Below are 24,794 nucleotides of genomic sequence, written 5' to 3'. Positions count from 1 at the left end.
TCGCGCGAGTGACGACCACCGACAGCGAAGCGGGCGCCCTCGCGTCGAGGGCGTCCGCTTCGCTTCGTGCTCTACGCCAGCACACTGGCGGTCGGGCCCGCCGCGGCCCGCTCCGCGGTGACCTGGCGGCGCCGGGTCGGCAGCCCGAGCATCGGGTTGGCGACGCCCCAGGCGGCACCCTTGCAGACCAGCTCCTTGTAGACGGCGGCGAGCCGTCCGGTTAGGACCGCCGACACGGCGCGGTCGTCGGCGGTGACGTACTGGATCAGGCCATCCTTGCGGCCCAGTGAGATGCACTGGTTGAAGTAGCGGATCGGCACGTTGGGGAGCTTCCCGCCGGTCAGGCGCGCGGCGATCGCGTCGGCGGCCTGCCAGGCGGCTGGGGTACCCGAAGCGCACGACATCCGCAGCGGCTTGTTGCCCGGTCCCATCGCACAGGCCGCGTCCCCGACGGCGTACACGTCCGGGTGCGAAACCGAACGCATGGTCCCGTCGACGACGATCTGGCCGGTACCGGTGACCTCCAGGGCGGTCGCCTTCGTGATCGGGTGGACCGCGAAGCCGGTGGTCCACAGGGTGACCGCGGCCTGGATGGCCCTGCCGTCGGCGATGTCGACGCGGTCGGCGCCGACGCCGGTGACGGCGGCGTGCTCGTACACGGTGATCCCGAGCTTGCCGAGGACCTTCCGGAGGTGCTCGCGGCCCTTGGGCGAGAGCCAGTCGCCGAGGCCGCCGTGGGCGGCGAGGGCGACGTCGAGGTCCGGGCGGGCCTCCGCGATCTCGGTCGCGGCCTCCAGGCCGGTGAGGCCGCCGCCGACGACGACCACGGTCTGCCCGGCGTCGAGGCGGGCCAGGCGCTCGCGCAGCCGGAGTGCTCCGGGGCGGCTGGCGATCTCATAGGCGTGCTCGGCGGTTCCGGGGACGCCTTGGGTGTTCCAGCCGCTGCCGAGGGCGTAGACGAGCGTGTCGTAGGCGAGTTCTTCGGCGCCGTTCCTGCCAGTGACGGCGACGGTCCTGCGGTCGACGTCGACGCCGGTGACCTTGGCGAGCCTCAGTTCGACGCCGGTGCCTGCGAACATCTCGTTGAATGGCCGGGGCTTGAGGTCCTGGCCGGCCGCCAGCTGGTGCATGCGGACGCGTTCGACGAAGTCGGGCTCGGCGTTGACGAGGGTGATGGCGACGTCCTCGCGGCGGAGCCGCTTGGCGAGGCGGCCGGCGGCGATGGCTCCGGTGTAGCCGGCTCCGAGGACGATGATGCGGTGCGGCATTTCCTTGCTCCTGTCTTGCGCGGGCTTGCCCCTTGAACCGGGCGGCCCGTCGTTTCCTGACAGGAAGGAGATGTGAAGCACCTCACTTGGCGGTCAGAAGGCGTTGAACAGGGGTTCCCCGTGGTCGGCGGCCGCCCAGTGCGCGGTCGCGCGGTCGAGCTTGTCGGGGTTGACCTGGTTGCGGAACGCGGCGATGCCCTCGGCGGTGACCTCCAGGCACATGACGCCGACGACCCGGCCGTCCAGGACGGCCACGACGGCGGGGTCGCCGTTGGCGGTCCAGGCGTAGACCGCGGGCGTGCCGCCGACGATGGCGCGCTTGGCCTCGCCGGGTTTGAACAGCCCCCGCAGGAACTTTGCGACCGCGGCGGCGCCCTCGAACGCCTTGGCGCGGGCCGGGACCTTCCCGCCGCCGTCGCCGATCGAGATGGCGTCTTCGGTGAGCAGGCGCACGAGCGGCTCGGTCTGGCCGCTGGTGGCGGCCGTCAGGAACTCCTCGACGATCCGCCGAGCGGCGGCCCCGTCGATCTCGGTGCGGGCCTTGCCGTCCGCGACGTGTTTCTTGGCGCGGTGGAAGATCTGCTGGCTGGCGGCCTCGGTGATGTCGAGGATCTCGGCGATCTCCCGGTGCGGGTAGTCGAAGGCCTCCCGGAGCACGTACACCGCCCGCTCGTTGGGAGCGAGGCGCTCCATGAGGGTGAGGACCGCGTACGAGACCGATTCGCGCTGCTCGGCGGTGTCGGCCGGGCCGAGCATCGGGTCCCCGGCGAGCAGCGGCTCGGGAAGCCATTGACCCACATAGGTCTCGCGGCGCGCCCGCGCGGAGGTGAGCTGGTTGAGGCACAGGTTGGTGAGGACCTTCGTCAGCCAGGCCTCGGGGACCTCGATGCGGTCCACGTCGGCGGCCTGCCAGCGTATGAACGTCTCCTGCACAGCGTCCTCCGCCTCCGTGGCGGAGCCGAGAAGGCGGTAGGCGATGGCTTCCATGCGCGGCCTGGCGGCCTCGAACCGGTCGACGTCGTCCACGGTCAGGGGCATGGCCCGATCCTAGGTCGCGCGACGCGAATCGTCCGCCGCCGCGATGGGGCCTTCGCCGTTCGACGCGCGGTCCGACCTCGCGGAGGCAGCAGGGTTCGTCGCTGGGCGAAGCTCGGCTGCCCTGCGCCGCCCGTTTCGTCAGGCCAACGGTGCGGCCGGAGGCTGAGCCGGCTGGGACGCGCGCCGCATCAGCACGATGATTCCGCTCACCGCGGTGACCAGCAACGCCACCACCTCAAGCGGCACGGCCGCCAGGAAAGGCCACCGCCAACCGAGCGACCGCCCCAGAAACGCCCCGGCCACGGGTCCGAGAGCCAGCGCCAGCACCACCGCGCCGGCGACGAGTGGCACCATCAACCCGCGCCGTGCCCCTACCTGCGTGATCAGCACGGCCGTGACGCCCCAGGCCAGACCGGCCCCGACCCCGGTCACCGCGCGGCCGAGCAGCAGCGTTCCGCTCCCCGGGGCCAGCGCGGTCAGCAGCGATCCGGGAACCAGCAGCACGATCGCGGGCAGCGCGACCGCGGTCGGCCACCGCCGGCCGAGCAGAGCGCCGACCGGAACCGCCAGTAGCGCCGCCAGCAGGTAGGCCACGAAGATCCAGGGGATCACCGAGGCCGGCAGATGCATGGCCCGCTGGATCTCGGCCTTTTCCGGCCCGAAGGTGACGGCGAGCAGGAAGGCACCCAGCGACGCGGCGAGTGTCGGCCCGATCAGCAGCCAGGCCGGGCGGGCGCTGGGGCGGGTGCCGGATGGGGGAATCTGGGTGGTGGTGCCGGGGAAGGGCAGGTTCACCCCGGTGAATATACGGGCGCGACCTCCGCGGCGGGTAACGGTACTGGCGGTTGACCGAACGATGATGAGCGCCGTGGTATCCCGTAAGGACAGTGTCACCCCGCCGAGGAGGGTCGATGAGGACCGAGTTGCGCGAGCGCCTGCACGAAACGCGCCAGGCCGGGAAGGTTGAGGGCCTCCACGCGGTCGTGGCGGTCCGTGGTGGCGAGACCCTGCTGGCGTACTACGGCGCAGGAGAAGACTTCAGCTGGGGCAGATCGCTGGGTGTCGTCGAGTTCGGACCCGGGACCTTGCACGACGTCCGGTCGGTCACCAAGAGCGTGACCGCGCTGCTGTACGGCATCGCGCTCGGCCAGGGCAGCGTCCCCCACCCTGCAGAGCCGCTCCTGCGGCAGTTCCCGGAGTACACCGATCTGGCGGCCGACCCCGAACGGGCCCGGCTCACCGTCGAGCACGCGCTGACCATGTCCCTCGGCCTGGAATGGCGCGAAGACCTCCCGTACGACAACCTGGCCAACGCCGAAATCGCGATGGAACTGGCGCCGGACCGGTACCGGTACGTGCTCGAGCGGCCGATCCTCGAGCCACCCGGCGCCCGCTGGTCCTACTGCGGAGGCGCCGCGGCGCTGCTTGGCCGGCTGATCACCGCCGGGACCGGACAGCCGCTGCCACAGTACGGGCGAGAGGCGCTGTTCGCGCCACTCGGCATCCACAGCTTCGAGTGGATGACCGGCGCGGACGGGGTGGCCTCGGCTGCGTCCGGGCTGCGGCTCGCGCCGCGCGACCTGGCCAGAATCGGCGAGCTGGTGCTCGCCGAGGGAGCGTGGGCCGGTCATCAGATCGTCCCCGCCGCGTGGATCCACACGATGTTGCAGCCCCGCCTGCCGACCGACTGGGGCGGCCAGTACGGCTACCAGTGGTACGTCGAGGCCACGGCGGGCCACCGGCTGGTGGCCGGGATGGGCAACGGCGGCCAGCGCCTGATCGTCCTGCCCGACCTGGATCTCGCCGTGGCCGTCACCGCCGGCAACTACGACGACCCCGACCAGTGGCGGACTCCGGTGGCACTGCTGGAGCGGGTCATCCTGCCGGCGCTCGGGTGACGGGCGCACGCCGCCCTTCCGCTAAATAGGTGGCGTGCGCGCAGGGAGGCGAGCAGGCTCGGCCCGTGACGAGCAGCGACCTGTGGGACGAGGACACCGCGGAGCGGTACGACGACCTTTCGGCCGAGATGTTTGCCCCAGCGGTGCTCGACCCCGCCGTGGACTTCCTCGCCCGGCTGGCGGGTTCCGGCCCCGCGCTGGAGTTCGCGATCGGCACGGGTCGGGTGGCCATCCCGCTCGCCGCCCGCGGCATCTCCGTGACCGGGATCGAACTGTCGGAGCCGATGGTCAACCGGCTGCGGCGCAAGGTGCCCGCGGAGCAGTTGCCGGTCGTCATCGGCGACATGGCCACGGCGACCGTCCCCGGCCAGTTCTCACTCGTGTACGTCGTGTGGAACAGCATCGGCAACCTGTGCACCCAGGACGAGCAGGTGCAGTGCTTCCGCAACGCTGCCCGGCACCTGTCGCCGGGCGGTCGCTTCGTCGTCGAGCTGTGGGTGCCGGGCATCCGGCGGTTCCCCCCGGGGCAGTCGGCGGTGCCGTTCGAGGTGACCGACCGGCACGCCGGCTTCGACACCTACGACATGGTCACGCAACAGGGAACGTCTCACCACTACCGGCGGCTGAACGATGGGTCCATGCGCTACGGCTACAGCTACTTCCGCTACATCTGGCCCGCCGAGTGCGACCTCATGGCACGGCTGGCCGGCTTGACGCTGGAGCAGCGGGTGGCGGGTTGGGACGGGGCGCCCTTCACGTCCGACAGCGAGAGCCACGTGTCGGTCTGGCGCAAGCCCGCCGCCGGGGCCGTGGGCTGAGCGCCCGGGCTGTGCAGCCGCGACCCGAAGGTCATCGCCAAGCGCTGGTGGGCGCGTCGCTGATGCTGTGATGGCGGGCGGCGGTGAGGTCGTGGGTCGAGCCGGGTGACCGCCGACACCACCGATCGATGGGGATTAGCATCCACCTGGCTGGTCCATCCAGGACCTTGGGGAGGATGTTTTGCGTAGAAGAGCGATCTTCAAGGCCGCAGCCGCAGCGGCGGCAGCCGCTCCGGCCGCCGCGCTGCTCGGCGAGGCGCCCGCGCAGGCGTACGCCACCTACGACGTAGCCGTCTGCGAGCAGTATCACAACCAGATCCAGATCTACCCGTCCAGCTCGGCCTGGAGCACTTCGACGCTGAAGTGGAGCTTCAGCCCGGGCACCGCGAACGGCTGGTCGAACCTCTCCGACGTCAAGTTCCGCAACACGTCGGCGTTCGGCGTGGTCGCCCTGGTCACGGCGTCGGGCGGCAAGGTCGGCATCGTGAACAAGACCACCGAGGCGGCGCAGGAGCTCAACGACCTCCTCTGGTACGCCACGCCGGGCAACAACCCCCACGCGATCGAGCGCATCCCGAATATCGGGGCGATCGTGGTGGCGTCCTCCGGCGGATACCTCTATCTCTACGGCCCCACCGCGGTGAGCGACCCGAGCACCCTGGCGCTGGTCCAGACGATCTCCTTCCCCGGCGCCCACGGCGTCTGGTGGGACGACGTCTCCGGCAAGCTGTGGGCGATCGGCCAGGACTATGCCCGGATCTACACCGTGTCCGGTACCTACCGCAGCACCCGGCTGTCGCTGTCCCGGTCGATCTCGATCGGCGCCCATCTGGGGCACAGCCTGGACGCCAGCTACGCCAACGGCAACCTGATGCTGGCCACGGACGGCAGCAAGGTGATGACCATCGACAAGACCACGTACGCCGTGACCCAGAGCTATCCGGACAACTCGGTGAAGTCGTACTCGCAGCACAGCTCGGGCGAGCGGTTCTGGGTGCAGGCCACCGGGGCGACGTACCACGGGGACACGCGGAACTGGGTCAGCCCGACGGTGCAGTTCTTCGACTCCGCGGGGGCCAGGTCGTTCACCCGCTCCCTGTCGTATGGGGCGGAGTTCTACAAGGCACGCCTGTACAACGTCGACTTCCACTGACCATCCAGGCCACCACTGGTCGGGAGCGCCGGCGGGTGGCCCGGGTAAGCCGCCACGCGGACGGCCGGGTCGGCGAACCCGGCCGTCCGCGTGCTGACCGCTGGCGGACCTACCGGTCAAGCGGCTCGATCCAGATGTTCCGGTACTGGACCGGGTTGCCGTGGTCCTGCAGCCGGATGGCGCCGGCCGCCGGGCCCTCGGGCCGGCTGCTGCCGGTCGGGCCGAGGATCTCGACGTCGTTGTGCACCGTGACGCCGTTCCACACCACGGTGACGCGCGGATTCTCGACCTTCCTGCCGGCCGCGTCGTAGCGGGCCTGCCGGTAGACGATGTCGTACGTCTGCCAGGTCCGGGGCGGCAGCGCCGCGTTGACGTCGGGGGCCTTCTGGTTGTAGATGGCCGCGGCGTCGTTGGTCCGCGGCGGGTCGATGCCGAACGAGTCCAGCACCTGGATCTCGTAGCGGTCCTGCAGGAACACGCCGCTGTTGGCGCGCGCCTGACCGGTCACGTCCGGCGGGTACAGCGGCAGGTTGAACTCGATGTGCAGGCGGAAGTCACCGAAGGCCTGCACCGTGCGGAGGTCTCCGTTCCGGACGGTCATGGCGCCGTCGGCTACCGGCCAGCCAGGTTCCCGCCCGTCGGTGTGCTGCCACTCGGTGAGGTCGCCACCGTTGAACAGCGTGATGCGCTCGCCGTGCGGCCGGACGGCGAGCACGTCGAGGTTCACGTGCCCGGAGTCAGCGGCCTCCTTGCGGTACTCGACCACATTGCGGCCCTTGTTCAGGGGGACGGTGGTGGTGACCGTCCCCCATTCCTCCCAGGTCACCGTCGAGGGGAAGACCCTCTGTTCCACCCGTTTGCCGTTGACGTACAGGCTCAGCTGTTTCTCACCGGAGTAGGGGTTCGGGCCGTTGCTGTAGCGCATCGCCAGGTCGTACGTCCCGCTCGCCCGGACATCGGCCGAGATGCTGGTCGACGAGCCGTTCTGAGCGAACCCGGCGGCGAAGCCTGCGCCGGAGTAGGCGGCGTGGTCGGTGGCCATGCCGACCGCGACCGTACGGCCTTCCTCGGCCTCGAAGAACGTCTGCGGTTGCACCACGCGGCCCGGGATCTCGTTGAGCGTGTACCAGGCCTCGGTGTTCCACAGCTCCTCGCCGTCGGCGGAGGAGAACGGACGCGGGGAGCGCAGGTGCACCACCCGGTTCTCCTTCCGACCCGGGATGTGCAGCTTGACCGTGCGCCGGTCGGCCGACAGCTCGGCCTTGGTCACCTTGAGCGTCTCCAGCTCGAGCTTGGGCCCGCCGTACTGGCTCGTGGCACCGTAGCGCCACTGCGTCACCTGGTACGCGTCGGCGAGGTCCGCGGCGGTCTCGGCGGACAGTGGCTTGGTGTACTCCAGCTCGAACCCGACGTGCGAGGCGCGCATCTCCTTGACCTCGAAGGTCGAGGTGCCGTTGGGCGTGAGCTTCTGCAGGCCGTAGGAGAGCTTGCCCTCCTGGCCCCAGTTACCGCCGGCGCCCAGGCCACCCACGTAGAGCGCGCCGTCGGGGCCGAGGGCCACCTCGTTGATGCCGGATTCCAGGCCCTGCGTGTGCCGGAACACCGCGCCCTGGTACTGCCCCTCGATCTCCTCGAGGAACACGCGCTGCAGGCCGCCGTAGGTCACATCGCCGACGACCAGTTGCCCCGCGTACGGGCCCTGCTTCAGCAGCACGGGGGTGGACGGTGAGTTACCGATCTCGTTCTGCGGGAGCCAGACGATGGGGCGCGTCACCGGCTTGTCGTCGTACGGCCCGGCGGGCGTCGTGTAGTGGTTGTAGAAGGCGCCATCCTGGATCTTGACCAGCTTGGACGCGGGCAGCCAGCCACCCTGGTTGTCGGTGACGAAGACCTCGCCCTTCGGGCCCCACCCGATCCCGTTCGGGGTGCGCAGCCCGCCGGCGACGTACGTGATCTCGCCGGTCGCGGCGTTCACCTTGATCGAGGTGCCGCGGTTCGGTGCGGGCTGGGGCACCGTGGTGGCGCCGCCCAGGTTGATGGCGACCGACAGGTTGAGATAGAAGTACCCGTCCCGGTAGAGCAGGCCGAACGCGAACTCGTGGAAGTTGCGGCCCCACGGCCAGGTCGCAACCGTCCGGTAGTCATCCGCGACGCCATCGTTGTCGGTGTCGCGCAGGGCCGTCAGCTCGTGCTTCTGGCTGACGTAGACGGTGCCGTCGACCACCGCCACCCCCTGGGGCTCCCGCAGCCCCGCCGCGAACTTGCGGTAGGTCACCTGCTCGGGGCCGGTCTTTCCGGTGACGCCCCCGACCACGTAGACCTCGCCGGTCACGTTGTCCGTGCCGCCCCAGGTCGAGATCACCAGGTCACCATCGGGCCGGAAGGCCATACCGGTGACCTGCGGCCGGAAGCCCTCGGGACGCAGGTCGGTGAGGGTGTAGCCAGGGTGCACCCGGTCGAGGGGCAGGCCGTCGCCGGCCGAGTCGGTCGCGCCCTCGCAGTACTTCCAGCCAGGGGCGGTGACGCGTACGACGCCGGCGTCGGTGCTCAGTGCGGAGGTCGGCACGAGCTGGAAGCCGTCCGCGCCGGGGGGCCGCCACTCGAGCCGCAACACCTGGCCGCCGCCGTTCTCGAAGAACTCGACGAACAGCGGGTGCAGGCCGGCGCTCAAGCTGACCGACCCTTCCTTGGAGGTCTCGCCGTGCAGGCCGTCGTGGTCGACGACGAGCTGGTCGTCGATCGTCAGGCGCGACCCGTCGTCGCTGGTGAGCCGGAAGGCGTAGTCGCCGTCGGTGGGCACGGTGAGGTTGGCGGTGACGTGGCTGATGAATCGGTCGGACAGGCCGAACTCGCCCGTGGTGGTCCAGTTGATCTGCGGCATGAGCTTGTCGACGTTCGGCGTCTGTGCGGGCTTGAGGGTGCACAGCGCCGACAGCGGGGTGCCCATGTCGTACGAGCGCAGGGTGACGCCCGGCTCCTGCGGCGGGACATCGGCGGTGACGGGTGCGGCCGTGGCCGAGGTGACGGGGACTGCGGCGAGCAGGGTCGCCAGAGCGGCACCAGCGGCCGCGAGCGCGGCTCGGCGGCGCCGGCGCCAGCGGTTCGGTGCGGTCATGGTTCCTCCTGGTGGGTGGCGGCGGGGCCTTGCCGGGAAGGATCCGTGCGACTTTCCTCCCCTGGACCGGCCAGTACGAGCGCGCAACACAAAAGATCGATGGCGACACTCTAATCTTTAGATCTAAATAGCTCAACTTTCAGATGATTGAATGAAAGTCGCCGCTCGGTGGCCGCGCCCGGCTGACCGCTGTGGGCACCGGGCGACGCGGCGGGCAACGGCGACCGACACCACGGACGTCGGCGAGCGGCCGGACAGCCGGCTCCTGGCGTGCTACAAAACCGGTAGCCCGATCCACCGAGCTGAGCGGGGTGCCCATGGGGAGTCAGGGACCGGCAGCGGAGGCGTCGCGCGCGCACCGTTGGTCACGAAGGACCGTGCTGAGTGCCGGGCTCGCCACCGGCGGGCTGTGGCTGCTCGACGAGCCGGCCGCAGCCCGGCCGCCCGGCGATCCCGGGGCGGAACCGCTCCTGCCCGGGCGCGCGTTCCTGGGTTCCGCCGGTCCCGTCATCGATCCGGCGTTCGAGATCTCCCCGGCGCCGGACCCGACGGCCCTGTACGACGTACCCGCGCTGTCCGCCGCCGACGCGCGGCGGCTCGCACCGCGTAGGGCATCCGTGCCCGGCGTCACGGCGCGGGCCCAGTCGAGGGCGGTGAGCGGCGTGCCGTTCGACTTCTCGTACCACCCGTTCGAGATCCGTGACCTGCCGGACACGATCCGCCCCTACTACCTGCGCAACCCGATGCCCCTCGTCGACACCGGCGTCCACGATGCTTCGGGCGTCCGGATGACCCTGCGCTACGGCCGGCTCTACGACCACCCCGTGGACCAGGCACAGTACGGACTCGCGCTGGTCGAGTCATACCGGATCACCGGCAACGTCGCCTACCTGAACCGGGCTAAGAAGCAGGCCCAACGGCTGATCGACCGTCGGGTGGAGTACGGGGGCGGCTGGTTCTACCCGTACCCGTTCCGTTTCCAGCTCCACGGCAACCAGGAGATCTACGACCCCCCGTGGTACTCGATGATGGCGCAGGGGCAGGCGTTGAGCCTGTTCTGCCGGCTCTACCGCACCACCGGCGGCGCCCGGTGGCGGGCCGCGGCCAACGCCACGTTCGCCTCGTTCCTGGTGCCCCCGGTCGCCGGTAGGCCCTGGGGGGTGTACGTGGTGGCCGGGCGACTCTGGCTCGAGGAGTACGCGAACCCGAAGCGGATCTCCGGCGACCTCACCTACAACGGCCACAACTTCGCCGCCTTCGGGTTGTGGGACTACTGGGCGATGACCGGGGACGAACGTGCCCGGGTGCTGTTGCAGGGCGCGCTGACCACCATGCGTGACGTCTACGCCGACATCCGCAACCGGCACTGGCGCAGCAAGTACTGCCTGCGGCACCGGTCGGACGCGAACACCTACCACACCATCCACATGACCCAGCACATCCAGTGCTATGCGATCACCGGCGACCCGGTGTTCGCTCAGATCGCGGAGCTTTACTACGCCGACTTTCCGCCACACGGCGTCACCGGCGCCGTCGCGCTCCAGCCCGGGGGCCACACCGGGTACCGGTTCGACAGCGCCGGCAACGTCACCGCCACCCGGACGATCAGCTTGTCGCGGCGGAGCAGCGCGCCGTCGGCGGCCCGACTCAAGGTCCGTCGGCAGGACGGGATCTGGTACCAGATCAATGCCGGCACGCTGGCCGGCTACCACCTCAAGGAGATCAGACAGCACTCGTACCAGGTCGGCGAGGCCGCCACGATGGGATATCGGATCCTGCGGCCGGCGACGGTCGCGGTGGCCCCACTCACCGCGTACGCCATCGACGCGGCCGGGTCGATGCGGTCGGTGGTCACCGACTACCAGGTGGGCGACAGGGTGAACCTCGACCGGCAGGCGGTGTTGAACGGGGTGGCGCACGTCCGGTTCACCGACGGCCGGTACCCGGGGTGGTGGGCGGGCCACCCCGCCGTCAACCGGAGCTGACCCGACCCGAGGCGGCAACCCTCGAGTTTCATCTATGGCAACCGGCGGTCAGACCGGCGTCAATCTCCGTCCCGCAGGGTTGCTGCCGTGACGTACACATTGAACGCCGCACTGACGGTGGGCGCAGTCGTCGCCGCGCTGCTCGCTCCTCCGCACGTGGGCGCCCGCGCCGCCACCGCCCAGCCCGCAGTGGTGACCACGGACAACGAAACCCCGATCCTGTACGACGACGAGGCCGGCGGGAACGCCTCCGGTGACGACCCGGCCATCTGGGTCCACCCGGCGGACTCTCGCAAGTCGCTGGTGATCGTGACCGCCAAGGAGGGCGGCCTCCGCGTCTACGACATGGGCTCGCGCGAGCTCCAGTCGCTGCCCGCCACCGAAGCACCACGGGTCGACACCGCCACCGGCCGCTACAACAACGTGGACATCGCCTACGGCATCCGCCTGGCGGGTCGTCTGGTCGACGTCGCCGTCGTCTCGGACCGCTACAACGACCAGCTCCGCTTCTTCGTCGTCGACCCGGCCGGCGCGGCGGCGCGTTCCCCGCTGACCGAGGTCACCGCCGCCGACCAGAGCTTCCTCTTCAACCCCGACCGACAGGCCGTCGACGAGGAGCACACCGCGTACGGCCTCGCCATCTGGCAGCCGCGGCCCGGCGAGACGTACGCCGTCGTCACCCAGGAGGGGGCGACCACCATCGCGACCGCGCGCATCGTCGAGATCGGCGGCAAGCTCGGCTACACGGGCATCCAGCGGCTCACCATGCCGAGCACCTTCCCGCTGCCGGACGGGACGACCTGGGTTCCCTGCGAGGAGCCAGGCGTGCCCCCGCAGCTCGAGGGCGTCGCGGTGGACCAGGCGTCGGGCGTGCTCTACGCCGCGCAGGAGGACGTCGGACTGTGGCGGCTGCAACTGCCGCTCGGCTCGGGCAACCAGCCGAAGCTCATCGACCGCGTCAAGGACTTCGGGATCCACGACGTCTACGACAGCGAGACCGAGGAATGCCGGCCGATCGACCCGAACGCCAAGGGCTACGGCGGCAACCTGCTCACGGCCGACGCCGAGGGCGTCGACATCTACTACGGGCCCGGCTCCACCGGGTACGTGCTCGTGTCGAGCCAGGGCGACGACACGTTCGCGGTCTACGAGCGCCAGGGCGTGAACGGTGCATTGGGGAGTTTCCGGGTCAAGGGCGTCGGCGGCGCCGACGACATCAACGGTTCCGACGGGCTCGCCGTGACGAACCGCCCCGTCGGCAACTACCGGCAGGGCCTGTTCGTCACGCACGACGAGCCTGAAACCGGGCCCGACGTGGACGACGACCGCGATGCCACGAACTTCTCCTACGTCTCCTGGGGCGACATCGCCCGCGCGTTGTCCCTGAACGTGGACACCCGGGCCGGGAACGACCCGCGCTTCCGCTGACCTCCTCCGATCGGGCCCGGCCTGCTCCAGGACCACTGGAGCGGGCCGGGCCCGGCCGGGGCTTGTGCTTCAGATCACCGCACGGAACGTCACCTCCGGCGCTGCCAGCTCGTCCTTGAAGCCGGCAACCAGGAGGGTTCATGTTCACCGCATACGCCACGGTCACCATCATCGCCTCGGTCTTCAACGGCACCGCCGCCGTCACGTACCTGAGCGGCCACGACTATCCGAAGGCCCAGGCGGACATGAAGCGCGTGCCCCGGTCGTGGGTACCGGTGTTGGGCGGGTTGCTGGCGGCGGGTTCCTTGGGGCTGCTGGTCGGGTTCGCCGTGCCACTGCTCGGGACACTCGCGGCCGCTGGCCTCGTGCTGTACTTCCTCGGGGCGCTCATCGCGCACCTGCGAGTGGGTTCCCGTCAGCTCGTGGGATGGGCCGTGTTCTTCTCCACTGCGGTGGCCACGCTAGCCGTCAACCTGAGCTACCACTGGTGATCCGTGGCGACAGCGGCGAGCGCCAGCTAAACCTGCTCCTGCCACCGAGCATGTCGGGCAGGTGAGGTTGGCGCGTCGGTGCCTGCCACCGAACCGGTTGGCACCACACCGTCTGGCCGCACTAACGTGCCAGCCGTGCCCATCCATGATGACGAGATTCGAGCCACCGCCGATCAGGTGTGCCGCCTGGTCGCGGCCCAGTGTCCGCAGTGGGTCGGCCTTCCCGTGGCGCCCCTACCCGACGCGTTGGAGGGCACCGACCACGTACTCTTTCGGATCGGCGACGAACTCGTCGCCCGGATGCCCAAGATTGCCGGGGCGGTCGACCAGGCCGATTCGGATGCCCGGTGGCTGCCCTGGCTGGCGTCCCACCTGCCGGTGCGGATTCCAGTTCCGCTGCACGTGGGCGAGCCGGGCGCGGGGTATCCATGGCGGTGGACCGTGGTGCCGTGGGTCGTGGGGAACACGCCTCCCCGGCTTGGCTGCGACGACGTGCTCCTGGCCCGCGATGTGGCGGCCTTCGTGCGCGCCCTGCACCGGGTGGAGCCGGCCGGCGGCCCGCTCAAGCCACCGGGTACCCGCGGGTCCGCCCTGCGCCACGCCGATGAAGCCGTCCGCCGAGTGCTGCCCCGGCTCGCCGAGCATGACGACGGCTTCGACGTGACCGCGGCCGAGGCGGCCTGGGACATCTGTCTGGCTGCTCCCGTGTGGGACCGGGACCCCGTATGGATCCACGGTGATCTGCAACCGGGCAACCTGGTCACCGAGGGCGGCCGGCTGGCCGCGGTCATCGACTTCGGCGCACTCGGTCTCGGCGATCCGGCGCCGGACGTGGCTCCGGCGCTCTGGACCTTCACCGGCACGGCCCGGGAAACCTACCGGGAGGCGATCGGGTTCGACGACGCTACCTGGCGCCGCGCCTGCGGTTGGGCCCTCGCACCGTCCTTGACCGGCCTCGACTACTACCGGCACACCTTCCCCCGAATGGCCGAGCACGGCCGCCGCATGGTCCGCGCAGTGATCGCCGAACTGGCGTGACTGCTACCGCCAGCCGAGTGGCTCCGCGCGCTCAACGACCCCGCGGCTGGCTCAACTCTTCCTTGCGGCGTAGCAGGGCCGCCCTCCTACGGCGGGCGGTGCGCAGGTTGGCGATGGCCAGAACGCCCAACGCCAGCACCGCGACGACCAACGATGGCGCGAGCTTGTGCCGCAGGGTGGTGATGACCAGCGCACCGACGGTGAACAGCAGCCAGGCGCCCAGTCCGAGCCAGCCGGCGACGACGCGATCCTGGGCGAACATCGGCGTCCTGCGGGTCACGGCCCAGCCGCCGAAAGCCGCCCAGCACAGTCCGATCGCCACCAGTACCGCGAACGCCACCATCGTCCGCGGTGGCAGCCCGGGCTCGGTTGCCCACAGCAGCACGATCAGGCCGCTGCCGGCGAGCCCGACGAGCGTTAGTGCCACGTATCCGACCTTCTTACGCAGCGACAAGGGTGCGTCGAGCCGCTTGAGCAACTCTTCGGGAGTCATGCTTCGTACCCCTTCCGCGCCAACTCGCGGCGCAACAACTTCCTCGCCCGGTTGAGCCGCGACTTGATGGTGCCGACCGGCACAGCGCAGATCTGTGCGCACACCTCCAGCGGCAGGTCCTCGAGATAGAACAGCAGCAGCACCTCCCGCTCCCTGGCCGGAAGCGCCGCCAACGCGCGACCGAGCAGTTCCCGATCGACCACCGCCTCCGCCTCGTCGACTCCCGGCACGTCGTCGATCGCCTCGGGCTCCGGGTGTGCGTAGCCATCGCGCAGTCGGTTCATCACCGCCCGGCGAGCGATGGTGAAGAGCCAGGGGGCGAACCGGTCCGGCTGCCGCAGTCGCGGCAGCCCCTTGAAGACCGCCAGCCACACCTCCTGCACCACATCGTCGTCAGGCCCGGTCAGCATTCGCCCGACGTACCGCTCGATCGCCGGATGCCAGGCCCGTACCAGTTCGGCGAAGGCCTCACGTTCGCCCAACTGGCAGCGAACCACCAACAACTCATCGGCCATCTGCCCTCCTTCGCCTGTTCAGTCGCGGCCCGCGCCGTACAGGTTCACTTCTCGTTCCGGGCCGTCCGAACCGGGTCGCATCGGAGCGGGAGACGGCATTTTCTGGCAGCCCTACCGGGACTCCACGAGGGGGCTCGGGGGAAGCCGCACGCAAGCTCAGGCTGGGTCGCCCATCGAAGCCCACCGGTTGGGTCCTTGAAAGGCAGTGGGCATATGTATACGTTGAAGTCAACAAGCGGGGAAGGGTCATCGTGGCCGACGAGAAACCGGAGCCGGGACGCCGTCTGCCTCGGGCACAGCGGCGGGAACAGATCCTCGCCGCGGCGACCGAGGCGTTCGCCCGGTCCGGTTTCGCGGCGACGGGCCTGGACGAGATCGCCACCGAGGCCGGGATCACGAGGGTGATCCTCTACCGGCATTTCGACTCCAAGACCAACCTGTACCAGGCGATTCTTGACCGGATGTGCGCCCGGCTGGACGCCCACCTCGAAGAGCCCGTCGGTGGGTTCACCGACGCCAGCACCGACGGCCTCCTTCGGGCTGCGGTCGAGTCCCCGGCCGGGTTCCGGCTGCTGTTTCAGCATGCCGTGCGCGAACCAGAGTTCAAAGAGCGCATCGAGAAGTTCCGCGCCGACATCACCGCCGCCGCGTACCTGCAGATCTCGGCGGTCGTACCCGACGAGGCGCTGGCGCGCTGGGCCGCCCAGCTCGCCCCGGTGGTGGCGATCGAGGCGATCATCGCCTGGCTCGACGCCGGGCAGCCCGACCCCGCCAGAGCCGCCGCCCGGGTCCGCCAGGCGGTCACGGGAGTGATCGGCGCAGCCGTCTCCTCCGATGTGGATTGCACCCTTCTCCACTCCGCCAACGTGGAAGGACCACCATCATGAGCAGTACCGCCAAGAGGAAGACCGGTGAGACCCCGGCCGCGAAGCAGCGGCGAGTCTGGGACAGTGCCGCACCCAGCTACGACCGGCAGATCGTTCTCCTCGAGCGGATCCAGTTCGGCGGCGGCCGGGAGTGGCTGGGCGCCCGTGCCCGCGGTCGGGTGCTGGAGGTCGCCATCGGCACCGGCCGGAACCTGCCGCACTATCCCGCCGACGCGACGCTTACCGGGATCGAACTGAGCCCGGCGATGCTGGGCATCGCCCGGCAGCGCGCCGCCGACCTCGGCCGTTCGGTCGACCTGCACGAGGGCGACGCCGAGCGCCTGCCGTTCGACGACGCGTCGTTCGACACGGTGGTCTGCGCCCTGTCGCTGTGCGCCATCCCGCACCCGGTGAAGGCTATCGGCGAGATGAAGCGCGTCCTCGTACCCGGCGGCAGGCTGCTCCTGCTCGACCACATCGGCAGCACCTGGCCACCGATCTACGCCGCCCAGTGGCTCCTTGAACGGGTCACCATTCGCGCGGCCGGCGAGCACTTCACCCGCCGCCAGCTACCCCTCGTGCGGGCCGCGGGCTTCGAGATCGTCGAGACAGAAAGGCTGAAGGCCGGCACCGTCGAACGCGTCCACGCGGTCAAGCCCAACTGATCCGCTGCCGCAACAAGGACTGCTCGGCCGGGTTGGCGGTCAACTCCAGCGCCCGCCTGTCCGCCTCGTGTGCCTCGTCGGGGCGGCCGAGGTCGCGGAGCAGTTCAGCCCGGGTGGCGTGCCACAGGTGATAGCCGTTGAGGGCCTGACGGAGTTCGCCGACTGCCGCCAGCGCCACATCCGGCCCGGCCACGTACCGCAGGGCGACGGCCCGGTGCAGTTTGGTGACCGGCGACGGTGCGAGCCGGTCGAGCATCGTGTAGAGGATCAGGATCTGCTGCCAGTCGGTGTCCACCCACCGGCCGGCCTCGGTGTGCACCGCGACGATCGCGGCCTGCAGCTGATACGGGCCGGGCTTCTTGAGGCTTGCGGCCCTGGCGATCAGCCAGGCCGCATCGACGATGACGTCCCGGTCCCACCGGCTTCGGTCCTGGTCGGGCAGTTGGATGATCTGCCCGTCCGGGGTGAAGCGGGCGGCCTCGCGGGCACGGTGCAACCGGATCAAGGCGAGCAGGCCGAGCACCTCTGGCACGTTCGGCATCAGCCCGGCGAGCAGGGTGGCCAGGAACTCGGCATCCGCAGCAAGGTGCTGCGCTTGAGCGCGCTGACTGCTGGTCGGTAGATAGGCCTCGTTGAACAGCAGATACACCACCGTCATCACCTCGACCAGGCGGGCGCCGAGTTCGTCGGCGGCGGGGATCCGGTATGGGATACCCGCGTCGCTGATCTTCCGCTTGGCGCGGGTGATCCGCTGCGCCACCGTGGTCTCGGGAATGAGGAACGCTCTGGCGATCTGCGCGGTGGTCAGGCCGCAGACAACGCGGAGCGTGAGGGCGACCTGAGCGGTGCGGGGCAGCGCGGGGTGGCAGCAGGTGAAGATCAGCCGTAGCCGGTCGTCCGGCACCGGTTGCGGCGGCCACGCGGCCAGCGCCAGCTTGTCCCGGAAGCGGGCGTTGCGGCGCAGCGCGTCCAGGCCCCGGCGGCGGGCGACCGTGTAGAGCCAGCCGTCCGGGTTGGCCGGGATCCCCTCGATCGGCCAGTGCTGCAGCGCTGCCTCGACCGCGTCCTGGACGAGGTCCTCCGCAGCGGAGAAGTCACCGATCAGCGAGACGAGGGAGGCGGCGAGCCGGCCCGCGTGCTCGCGCACCACGCGGGCCAACTCCACCCCGGCCTCCCGACTCATCCTGCGATCGGGCGGATCTCCACCAGCGGGCACGCCGGCCACGACGCGACGATCCGCAACGCCTCGTCCAGGTCGGCGACGTCGATCTCGGCGAAACCGGAGATCACTTCCTTGCCCTCCACGAACGGCCCGTCGGTGATCACCGGCTCGGCCTGGTCGAGCCGGACGGTGGTGGCGGTGTGGGCGGGCATCAGGTGCGTGTGCGAGGTGATCTTGTCGGCGTTGTCGGTGAACCACTGCCGCACCCGCCCGTAAGCCCGCTCGCGTTCGGTCTCGTCCATCGCGGCCAGGTCGGCGGCGAACTGCTCGGTTTCGGCGAACATCAGCACGTACTTCACGGCTCTCACCTTCTCAACTGTGGCCGGGCAGCGGACAGTACAGGTCGATGCCGTTGCCGTCCGGGTCCAGCACCGTGGCGTAGCGGTGACCCCAGCAGGCGTCCCACGGCTCCCGCGCCCCGGTGTATCCGGCAGCGGTGAGATCGGCGTACCTGGCGTCGACGTCGGCCGGGCTGTCGAGCCGGAACGCCAGGAAGACCGGTGGACTGCCCGCGCCACGGGTCCAACCTGGGCGGGCCATCGCGGTGAACTTCTCCTCGTTCAGCATCAGATGCAGCCCGTTCGGCAGGTCGCATCCGGCGTGCTCCGCGTAGCTCGGGTCAACCTGGAACTCCAGGCCCAGCCGTCGGTAGAACTCGATCGTGGCGGAGATGTCTGCGACGACGATGTCCAGGCTGTCCAGGACCGGTTTCATGATCTACTCCCGTCGGTCTCGTTGAGGTGCTGTCACCTGCTAGACGACCGGCGGGACGTCGGATACGACACCGCTTCAAGATCTTTTGTGCTGGCCGGCACGGGGGTACGCGCGGCGGTTCAGCCGGGTTGACGACGGCAGCATGGACGCCACTACCCCCTCCCCCGCCCCGTCATCCGCTGAGCCCCCAGCGTTCGGTACGCCCCAATGCCAGAGATAGGAGGGAGAAAGCCGATAATATGCGTTCATCCTCACCTGAGCAGCCCGGTTCTGGGTGGCGGCACGCCTGGCGAGCAGGAGGTCGGCGCGGTGGTCGTGCTGCGATCGGCGTCCGTACGCCTCCTGGCGCTCCTTACGCTGACCACGCTTCCGCCGATCCTGGAGGCGGTGCTGTCGAGCCGCTTCGGCCTCCGGTCCGCGGTGGGGCTGGCTCCGCAGGCGAGCGCGCCGGTGCCCTTCGCGACCTTTCACGACCTGCGCTGGATCTCCGTCTATCACGACTCGTGGCCGCAGTTCACGGGCGAACTGATCGCCACGGTGGTCGGGCGCGGTGTGTGGACCGCTGCCATCGTGCTGGTCGCCTGGCCGCCGCAGGCGGGACGGCGGCCGGCGGTGGGCAGGGCATTGCTCACCGGCATCGCGGGCATCGCCGTCCTGGCCGTTGTCATGCTGCCCTGGGCCGCGCTCTCGGTGGCACTCGCCGCGACCTCGCTGTCCTGGCTCTTCATTGCCCATGTGGGTGTGGTTTTCGTGCTCGTCCTCGTCGGACAGCGGGCCGGCCTGGTGCCCGACTGGTGGCGGGGGCTACCGCCGCCGGCCGCCGTGCTCTGGGCCGTGGTGTCGTTCCTGATCCTGACCATTGCCTCCGTGCTCATGTCCGCCGCGCCGGGCCCGTTGCCCATCGTGCTGGCCGCCCTCGCCGGCGTCGTGAACGGCTGGCTCTGGCGGCGCCTGCTCGCGGCGGTGCTGACGGCACGCGTCGTGCTGGTCCGGGTCCCGGTCGCCCCGTTGGTCGCCGTCGGGCTGCTGCTCGGCATCGCCCCGGCCGGGTTCCTGGCCAGGACCGCTGCCCAGGTCGCCGGGCAACCGCCGCCCCCACTGGCTATCGGCCCCGGCGGCAGGCCGCCTCAGGCACTCATCTTCGTGGGTGGCTACGACTCCGTCGGCGACGGCGCGCCAGTCGGCGGCGGCCAGCAGATCGCCGACAGCATCCCGTTCGAAGTATTCTCCTACGCCGGCCTCGACTCCGGCGGGCGGCCGCTGCCGTATCGGGCGCCGCAAACCCAGCAGTCGCTGGAGAGCAGCGCGAAACTGCTCGACGCACAGGTCGCCGAGGTGCACAACCGCACCGGCAAGCCGGTGGCCCTGCTCGCGGAGAGTGAGGGAGCCCTCGTCGTCCGCACCTACCTGGCAACGCGTCCGCACCCGGCCGTGGTTGCGGTCATCCTGCTCAGCCCCGTGCCCAACCCATCCGCAGCCGCCTTCCCACCGGCCGGCGACGGACGCGGTTGGGGACTGGCCGCAGGAGCGCAGCTGCGGGCGATCCTGACGGTCGCCAGGTGGTCCAGCGGCCTGCCGATCAGCACCGACGAACCGCTCATCCACTCGCTCCTGAGCAACCCACAGCGCTATCGCGATCAGATGTTCTGCCCGGTCCCGGGGGTACGCATGGTGGCATTCGTGACGCTCAGCGATGCCCTCGCCGATCGGCCGGGCAACCCGTTGGGCGTGCCGTTCGTCCTGGTGGTCGCCTTGCACGGGGATGCGTTCGACCGCAGCCGGGTGCAGCGGGGACTCGTCGCGTTTCTCCATGGTGAGACACCGCGGACGACGGGCGCGGAGCTGTACCGGATACTGCGGGGCGCGGCGGTCGCCTGGCAGGCGCCGCCGCTCCGACTTTCGCTCATCCCTCCCGGACCGGCCGGATACGAGATACCGCGCTGCCATGGCTGAACTTCCGAGACGGGCGTCCCCGCCCAGCCGGCGCCAGGCACCGGCCGACGCCTCGCCTGGACCGGTGAGTGCTGCCGTCACGTAGCGGCGGCACGCACTTACGGCCGCTCGGCGGGACGGGATACACCGGGGGTGAGCGGTCCTGCCTGCCGCGTGGGTCACGGGCCACCACCTACATCACGGGCACCTGGACCGGGCTCAGTATGGGCATCGGCGAGCTGCTACGCCGACACCGCAGCCGGTTCCCTGACGGGCAGATAGCGCGGAGCCTCGTCGTCACCTGGTATCCCGCCGCCGCGTTCGCCACTGCCGCCGCCTACACCGCCTGGCATAACTTGGCCGCCCTGATACCGGCGGTGTCCGTCGTCCTCTCCGGGTTCATTTACCGAGGCCGCCCTGGCAGGTCAGCCAGCTAACCGTCCGCGCACCAGGCGCCGGCTCAAGTTCAGGCAGGCCTTCCGGCTCCCGTCCGATCACTTGGCGTCGGTGGGCAGCGCCGTCAGCTCGAACCGGGCGGCCAGTTCCGGCAGGATGCGATCCAGGGCGTTCACCGTGCCCTGCCGGTTCCCGCCGCCGTCGTGCAGCAGCACCACCGCGCCCGGTCGGATCCTGCTCATCACCATCGAGGCGATGCGGTCGGCCCCGGGTGCCTGCCAGTCCGACGGGTCCACGCTCCAGTGCAGCGACGTCATGCCCAACTCGTGCGCCACCGACACCACCGGATAGGTCCATACGCCGCCCGGCTGGCGGTACCACACGATCGGCACGTCGGGAACCGCCGCCCGGATCGCCGCATTGGTTCGCAGCAGGTCGGCCCGGATGTCCTTGGGCGACCGGTTGCCAAGGGAGATGTTGTGATTCCAGGAGTGGTTGCAGAGGGTGTGCCCGTCGGCCACGATCGCCCGGACCAGATCGGGGTGCTTCTGCGCGTTCTCCCCCACCAGGCAGAAGGTTGCTCGGACCTCGAACCGCCGCAGCACGGTGAGGACCTGCGGGGTGAATTGGGGGTCGGGCCCGTCGTCGAAGGTGAGCGCGATCCGGCGCGTGCCGGTGGTGGCGTGGGCACCGAAGAGACCGCCACCGGCGGCGCTCCGCGTCGCGCCGTCCTGCCCGGCTTCGAGTGGGCTCGCGCTGTGGTCGCGCGTCGCCGGGCCAGCCGATGCGGCCTCGGGCTGGTCGGCGTGCTGCGCGCCGCCCGGGTCACCGGCAGCCCTGCTCGGGTTGTGCCCTAGCTGGTCCAGCCCCAAGGTCCGCCCCATCGCGTATGACGAGACGAGCAGGGCCGCCACCACCAGGGCGAGGACTGCCGTGGTGCGTCTGGGCGATCCGGTCCACGTCATCGGAACAGCCCGCCGCATTCCCCGCGCGGGTCCGCCCCGCTGAGATCCTCAGGCCGCACCTTCTTCTCCCTCCCACACCCTGGAATTGCAGCCTATGGCCGGAGTTGCGGCACTTGATCCCCAATATTGCAAAAAGGGGTTACCTGGGGATTCCTTCGCTCGTCCTGCTGGCACCAGGCGGGCATGCCCGCGCAGGATTGGCGGCCGCACCCGGGTGGGTAGGAGGCTCCGGGTGAAACTGAGCCATCGGTTGATCATCGCGGCCACGGCACTGCTCGGGCTCTGGGCCGGCCTGGCGTATGAGGTGTCGCAGCCACCGGACGCGGCCGGCTATGTGCGGACCGCGCTGCAGGTGGCCGAGCGGCGCACGACGCCGCTTCCACCGGAGTGCTGGTTGGCCGTCAGGGGCTGCGCGGCCACCTTACCGGCGCTTTCTTCACCACCGCCTACGACGACGCCGTGACGGCGGTGGCCGGCGCACAGCAGAAGCTCGCCGCCCCCGACGACGCCTCCAGCCGCCCTGCGGGAACGTCTGGTCCCGCTGGTGCAGGACACCGGCCGCCTCCTTTCCGACGCCACCACCGCCCGTGACGACGCGGCGCTCGGCCGCGCGGTCGACAGCCTTGAGGAGACCTCCCGGCAGCTGAACGACCTGATCGAGTACTACCAGGCGCGCCCTCCGCAGGAGGGCAAACCGTGAAGCGGGTCCTGGCGATCGCCCTGGGCGTGCTGACCGCGATCGGCGGGTTCGTCGACATCGGCGACATCGTTGCCAACGCTGAGGCCGGCGCCCGGTTCGGCCTCTCCCACGCCTGGGCCCTCGCCGTCGGCCGTTGTCGGGATCTGCGCGTACGCGGAGATGTGCGGCCGGGTGACGGCGGTCAGCGGACGGCCGGTGTTCGACCTGGTCCGCGAGCGCCTCGACCCACGGGTGGCGCTGCCAACCTCGCCGGCTCGCTGGTCGTCACGGTCCTGACCCTCGGCGCGGAGATCGGCGGTGTCGGACTGGCGTTGCATCTGGCACCAGCGTCGACTACCTGCTGCTGCGCCGCCACCTGGCCCGCGTGCCCTGGCAGGACGCACGCTTCCGCTGAGACAGGCGGGACGTCGACGGAACCAATCTCACGAAAACCTGTCCGCCGCCTTCATTGCCTCGTCGTACTCCTTGTTGGCTATGTTCAGCTTCTCCTTGAGTTTGCGTACCGCTTCGCGGCGCGTCTCGGTCGTATTGCCAGGATTCACCTCTTCCAACAACGCCCTCACCGAAGGCGTGTTCATGGCTGGAGTGAACGGCTTATTGGGATCCAGGAGATGCTCGACACGGTCGAGCGCCATCGAGATCGTTCTCGCCCTCTCGAGGGCTTGCAGCAGCCTGTACTGCGCTTTCTGCTCCTCGGGGCTGAGTTCTACTTCGTCTGAATCTGAGTCCATGACCACTCATCCTTTCCGTGAGGACTATTCGCCGGCCGAAGCGGTTGAGCCGTCGTCTCACTTTAGAGCTTTTGACCGGGCCCGCATGACGACATCCTGACGGCGAATGAAGGCGGGCAGCAGCGCCAAGGCTCGACGGCCAGACATCACGCCAGATCAGCCGTCCCCGGTTGGTCGAACCGAAGCACCACCCCAGGCCTTCGAACGGCCTCGGCCCACCCTCCGAACCGGACAGGCAAGCCCCTTGCATCCGGCGCTCGGGACTCACGCCGGCTGGATCGGGCGACGCATCGGAGGCGCCCAGGGGTGGAGGCCATGCTGCGGCTTTGCCTGATTGCCTGACATTCTTCTGCACGGACAGGTCCAGATCAGTGCCGACAATACCGAATCAGTTGATGTCCACCGATCCATAGCATAGATTGCCATGAAGCTACGGATCGTCCTGGCGTTGGCCGCACTCGCCACCCTGCTCTACACCGTCGGCGCACCACACCAGCACGGCGGCTGACCCGGCTCGAGATGAGACCCCCCGCCGGCCTGCTGCTCGTCGCCTCCACCGCCCTGCCCTCCACCATCGGCGCACCCCTGGACGAGGCCGGATAGCTGATGTCCGTACTTCTTGTAGGCCCCGTCCTCGTCGGCCTGGCCGCCGGATACCTCACCGGCGGCCGGCTGCGCCGCCTCGCCGACCAGCCACTACGGGGCATCTGGCTGCTGTACGCCGCCGCGCTCGGACAACTGCTCACCCACGTACCGCCGGGCTCCCGACTCCTCTCCGCCGCCGCCCAACGGTGGCTGACCGCCCTGGTGTTCGCCACCGTCGGCATCGCGTTACTGATCAACCTCCCCCACCTGTCCCGCCCAGCCCGCACCGGCATCGCCGTCGCCCTCGCCGGCGCGACGTTGAACGCGGCCACGATCCTGCCGAACGGACACATGCCGGTCGCACCAGCCGCGCTGCACCACCTCGGCGCCGCCCCGACCGACACCACCCTGGATCCCCACCACACGGTCGGCACCACGGCGACCCGGCTCGCCGCACTCGGCGACATCCTGCCCGTACCGTGGCTGAACGTGGTCATCAGCGTCGGCGACATCGTCCTGATGACGGGCATCGCCCTGCTCGTCGCCGCCCTCATGCACCAGAGCCGCCCCCGGGCCACGCCGGCGGCGCTGGCCCAGGATTGATGCCGGTCCCCAACCGTCGGAGAGGCGCGCGACGCCGGTCCACGCAACAGCACGATCACCTCTCGGTGCCGGGCGCACTTCCGGGTCTGTCGTGGGCGCCGGGTCCATGACGCCACCGAGCCCGTCCGCTCCAACCTGCGGACACTCCGGCCCTCCGGCAGACCGATCTTGGCCG

The 24,794-nt window shown here is 70.1% G+C and carries 24 protein-coding genes; 13 read left to right on the top strand and 11 right to left on the bottom strand.

Annotated elements, in window-relative coordinates:
* Nucleotides 1–71: 71 nt before the first annotated feature.
* From A6A27_RS19940 to A6A27_RS19930, 3 genes are all read right to left on the bottom strand, one after another.
* Nucleotides 72–1,268: an NAD(P)/FAD-dependent oxidoreductase gene (locus A6A27_RS19940; protein ID WP_073836131.1), complete on the bottom strand. Its 1,197-nt coding sequence runs from the start codon at nt 1,266–1,268 to the stop codon at nt 72–74.
* A gap of 93 nt (nt 1,269–1,361) precedes the next feature.
* Entirely contained in the window at nt 1,362–2,306 is a 945-nt protein-coding gene (locus tag A6A27_RS19935; protein ID WP_073836130.1) for an RNA polymerase sigma-70 factor, read from the bottom strand.
* Between the two features lie 138 nt (nt 2,307–2,444).
* The gene (locus A6A27_RS19930; RefSeq protein WP_083672719.1) at nt 2,445–3,101 is read right to left on the bottom strand and encodes an MFS transporter; all 657 of its coding nucleotides are present in this window, start codon (nt 3,099–3,101) and stop codon (nt 2,445–2,447) included.
* 116 nt (nt 3,102–3,217) lie between these two features.
* On the opposite strand from A6A27_RS19930, the gene A6A27_RS19925 reads away from it, so the two are divergent.
* From A6A27_RS19925 to A6A27_RS19915, 3 genes are all read left to right on the top strand, one after another.
* Complete coding sequence (locus A6A27_RS19925; RefSeq protein WP_073836129.1) at nt 3,218–4,204, top strand: serine hydrolase domain-containing protein; 987 nt, start codon at nt 3,218–3,220, stop codon at nt 4,202–4,204.
* A gap of 65 nt (nt 4,205–4,269) precedes the next feature.
* Nucleotides 4,270–5,022, top strand: coding sequence for a class I SAM-dependent DNA methyltransferase (locus A6A27_RS19920; protein WP_073836128.1), 753 nt, complete (start codon nt 4,270–4,272; stop codon nt 5,020–5,022).
* Nucleotides 5,023–5,203: 181 nt separating this feature from the next.
* The gene (locus A6A27_RS19915) at nt 5,204–6,175 is read left to right on the top strand and encodes a hypothetical protein (RefSeq protein WP_073836127.1); all 972 of its coding nucleotides are present in this window, start codon (nt 5,204–5,206) and stop codon (nt 6,173–6,175) included.
* A 109-nt stretch (nt 6,176–6,284) separates the two neighbouring features.
* Here A6A27_RS19915 and A6A27_RS19910 read toward each other — a convergent pair whose 3' ends face one another.
* Nucleotides 6,285–9,290 carry a family 16 glycoside hydrolase gene (locus tag A6A27_RS19910; RefSeq protein ID WP_073836126.1) on the bottom strand — a complete coding sequence of 1,002 codons (3,006 nt, stop codon included), beginning with the start codon at nt 9,288–9,290 and terminating at the stop codon, nt 6,285–6,287.
* Between the two features lie 377 nt (nt 9,291–9,667).
* Between A6A27_RS19910 and A6A27_RS19905 the strand changes: the two genes are divergently transcribed.
* The 4 genes from A6A27_RS19905 to A6A27_RS19890 all read left to right on the top strand — a co-directional run bounded on the left by A6A27_RS19905 (nt 9,668) and on the right by A6A27_RS19890 (nt 14,232).
* The gene (locus A6A27_RS19905) at nt 9,668–11,275 is read left to right on the top strand and encodes a D-glucuronyl C5-epimerase family protein (protein WP_073836125.1); all 1,608 of its coding nucleotides are present in this window, start codon (nt 9,668–9,670) and stop codon (nt 11,273–11,275) included.
* 87 nt (nt 11,276–11,362) lie between these two features.
* The gene (locus tag A6A27_RS19900; protein WP_198940369.1) at nt 11,363–12,703 is read left to right on the top strand and encodes a phytase; all 1,341 of its coding nucleotides are present in this window, start codon (nt 11,363–11,365) and stop codon (nt 12,701–12,703) included.
* A 140-nt stretch (nt 12,704–12,843) separates the two neighbouring features.
* Nucleotides 12,844–13,194, top strand: a complete 351-nt coding sequence (locus A6A27_RS19895) for a DoxX family protein (RefSeq protein ID WP_073836123.1) — start codon at nt 12,844–12,846, stop codon at nt 13,192–13,194.
* Nucleotides 13,195–13,329: 135 nt separating this feature from the next.
* Nucleotides 13,330–14,232, top strand: coding sequence for an aminoglycoside phosphotransferase family protein (locus tag A6A27_RS19890; RefSeq protein WP_073836122.1), 903 nt, complete (start codon nt 13,330–13,332; stop codon nt 14,230–14,232).
* Between the two features lie 31 nt (nt 14,233–14,263).
* On the opposite strand, the gene A6A27_RS19885 is transcribed toward A6A27_RS19890, so the two are convergent.
* Nucleotides 14,264–14,725, bottom strand: coding sequence for a hypothetical protein (locus A6A27_RS19885; protein WP_073836121.1), 462 nt, complete (start codon nt 14,723–14,725; stop codon nt 14,264–14,266).
* Nucleotides 14,722–15,240: an RNA polymerase sigma factor gene (locus A6A27_RS19880; RefSeq protein WP_073836120.1), complete on the bottom strand. Its 519-nt coding sequence runs from the start codon at nt 15,238–15,240 to the stop codon at nt 14,722–14,724. The genes A6A27_RS19885 and A6A27_RS19880 overlap by 4 nt, the downstream gene beginning before the upstream one ends.
* Nucleotides 15,241–15,491: 251 nt before the next feature.
* Between A6A27_RS19880 and A6A27_RS19875 the strand changes: the two genes are divergently transcribed.
* Nucleotides 15,492–16,127: a TetR/AcrR family transcriptional regulator gene (locus A6A27_RS19875; protein ID WP_198940368.1), complete on the top strand. Its 636-nt coding sequence runs from the start codon at nt 15,492–15,494 to the stop codon at nt 16,125–16,127.
* A complete protein-coding gene (locus A6A27_RS19870; protein WP_073836118.1) occupies nt 16,124–16,771 on the top strand; it encodes a class I SAM-dependent methyltransferase in 648 nt (215 codons plus the stop codon). The genes A6A27_RS19875 and A6A27_RS19870 overlap by 4 nt, the downstream gene beginning before the upstream one ends.
* On the opposite strand, the gene A6A27_RS19865 is transcribed toward A6A27_RS19870, so the two are convergent.
* The 3 genes from A6A27_RS19865 to A6A27_RS19855 are packed head-to-tail and all read right to left on the bottom strand — an operon-like array spanning nt 16,758 to nt 18,707.
* A complete protein-coding gene (locus A6A27_RS19865; RefSeq protein ID WP_073836117.1) occupies nt 16,758–17,954 on the bottom strand; it encodes an RNA polymerase sigma factor in 1,197 nt (398 codons plus the stop codon). The genes A6A27_RS19870 and A6A27_RS19865 overlap by 14 nt on opposite strands.
* Nucleotides 17,951–18,292 (bottom strand): YciI family protein, encoded by a 342-nt coding sequence (locus A6A27_RS19860; RefSeq protein WP_073836116.1) that lies wholly within the window; start codon nt 18,290–18,292, stop codon nt 17,951–17,953. Before A6A27_RS19860 ends, A6A27_RS19865 begins: the two co-directional genes overlap by 4 nt.
* Before the next feature lie 13 nt (nt 18,293–18,305).
* A complete protein-coding gene (locus A6A27_RS19855; RefSeq protein ID WP_073836115.1) occupies nt 18,306–18,707 on the bottom strand; it encodes a VOC family protein in 402 nt (133 codons plus the stop codon).
* A gap of 207 nt (nt 18,708–18,914) precedes the next feature.
* Between A6A27_RS19855 and A6A27_RS19850 the strand changes: the two genes are divergently transcribed.
* Entirely contained in the window at nt 18,915–20,660 is a 1,746-nt protein-coding gene (locus A6A27_RS19850; protein WP_143194081.1) for a hypothetical protein, read from the top strand.
* Between the two features lie 473 nt (nt 20,661–21,133).
* On the opposite strand, the gene A6A27_RS19840 is transcribed toward A6A27_RS19850, so the two are convergent.
* Complete coding sequence (locus A6A27_RS19840) at nt 21,134–22,000, bottom strand: polysaccharide deacetylase family protein (protein WP_241825351.1); 867 nt, start codon at nt 21,998–22,000, stop codon at nt 21,134–21,136.
* Between the two features lie 232 nt (nt 22,001–22,232).
* Between A6A27_RS19840 and A6A27_RS43255 the strand changes: the two genes are divergently transcribed.
* Together A6A27_RS43255 and A6A27_RS44315 are read left to right on the top strand one after the other, a co-directional pair.
* Nucleotides 22,233–22,463 (top strand): hypothetical protein, encoded by a 231-nt coding sequence (locus A6A27_RS43255; RefSeq protein ID WP_143194080.1) that lies wholly within the window; start codon nt 22,233–22,235, stop codon nt 22,461–22,463.
* A gap of 81 nt (nt 22,464–22,544) precedes the next feature.
* Nucleotides 22,545–22,700, top strand: a complete 156-nt coding sequence (locus A6A27_RS44315; RefSeq protein WP_158074019.1) for a hypothetical protein — start codon at nt 22,545–22,547, stop codon at nt 22,698–22,700.
* 422 nt (nt 22,701–23,122) lie between these two features.
* Here the strand turns inward: A6A27_RS44315 and A6A27_RS44310 are convergent, their stop codons facing one another.
* Nucleotides 23,123–23,431 carry a hypothetical protein gene (locus tag A6A27_RS44310; protein ID WP_158074018.1) on the bottom strand — a complete coding sequence of 103 codons (309 nt, stop codon included), beginning with the start codon at nt 23,429–23,431 and terminating at the stop codon, nt 23,123–23,125.
* 606 nt (nt 23,432–24,037) lie between these two features.
* On the opposite strand from A6A27_RS44310, the gene A6A27_RS19830 reads away from it, so the two are divergent.
* Entirely contained in the window at nt 24,038–24,619 is a 582-nt protein-coding gene (locus A6A27_RS19830) for a DUF5317 family protein (protein WP_073836112.1), read from the top strand.
* Nucleotides 24,620–24,794 lie beyond the last annotated feature (175 nt).

Origin of the sequence: Micromonospora sp. CB01531 (assembly GCF_001905095.1) — a bacterium.
In the GTDB taxonomy this organism is placed as follows: Bacteria; Actinomycetota; Actinomycetes; order Mycobacteriales; family Micromonosporaceae; genus Micromonospora.
Note: the sequence above shows the minus strand (reverse complement) of the source record. Positions and strands in the feature narration are given on the sequence as shown.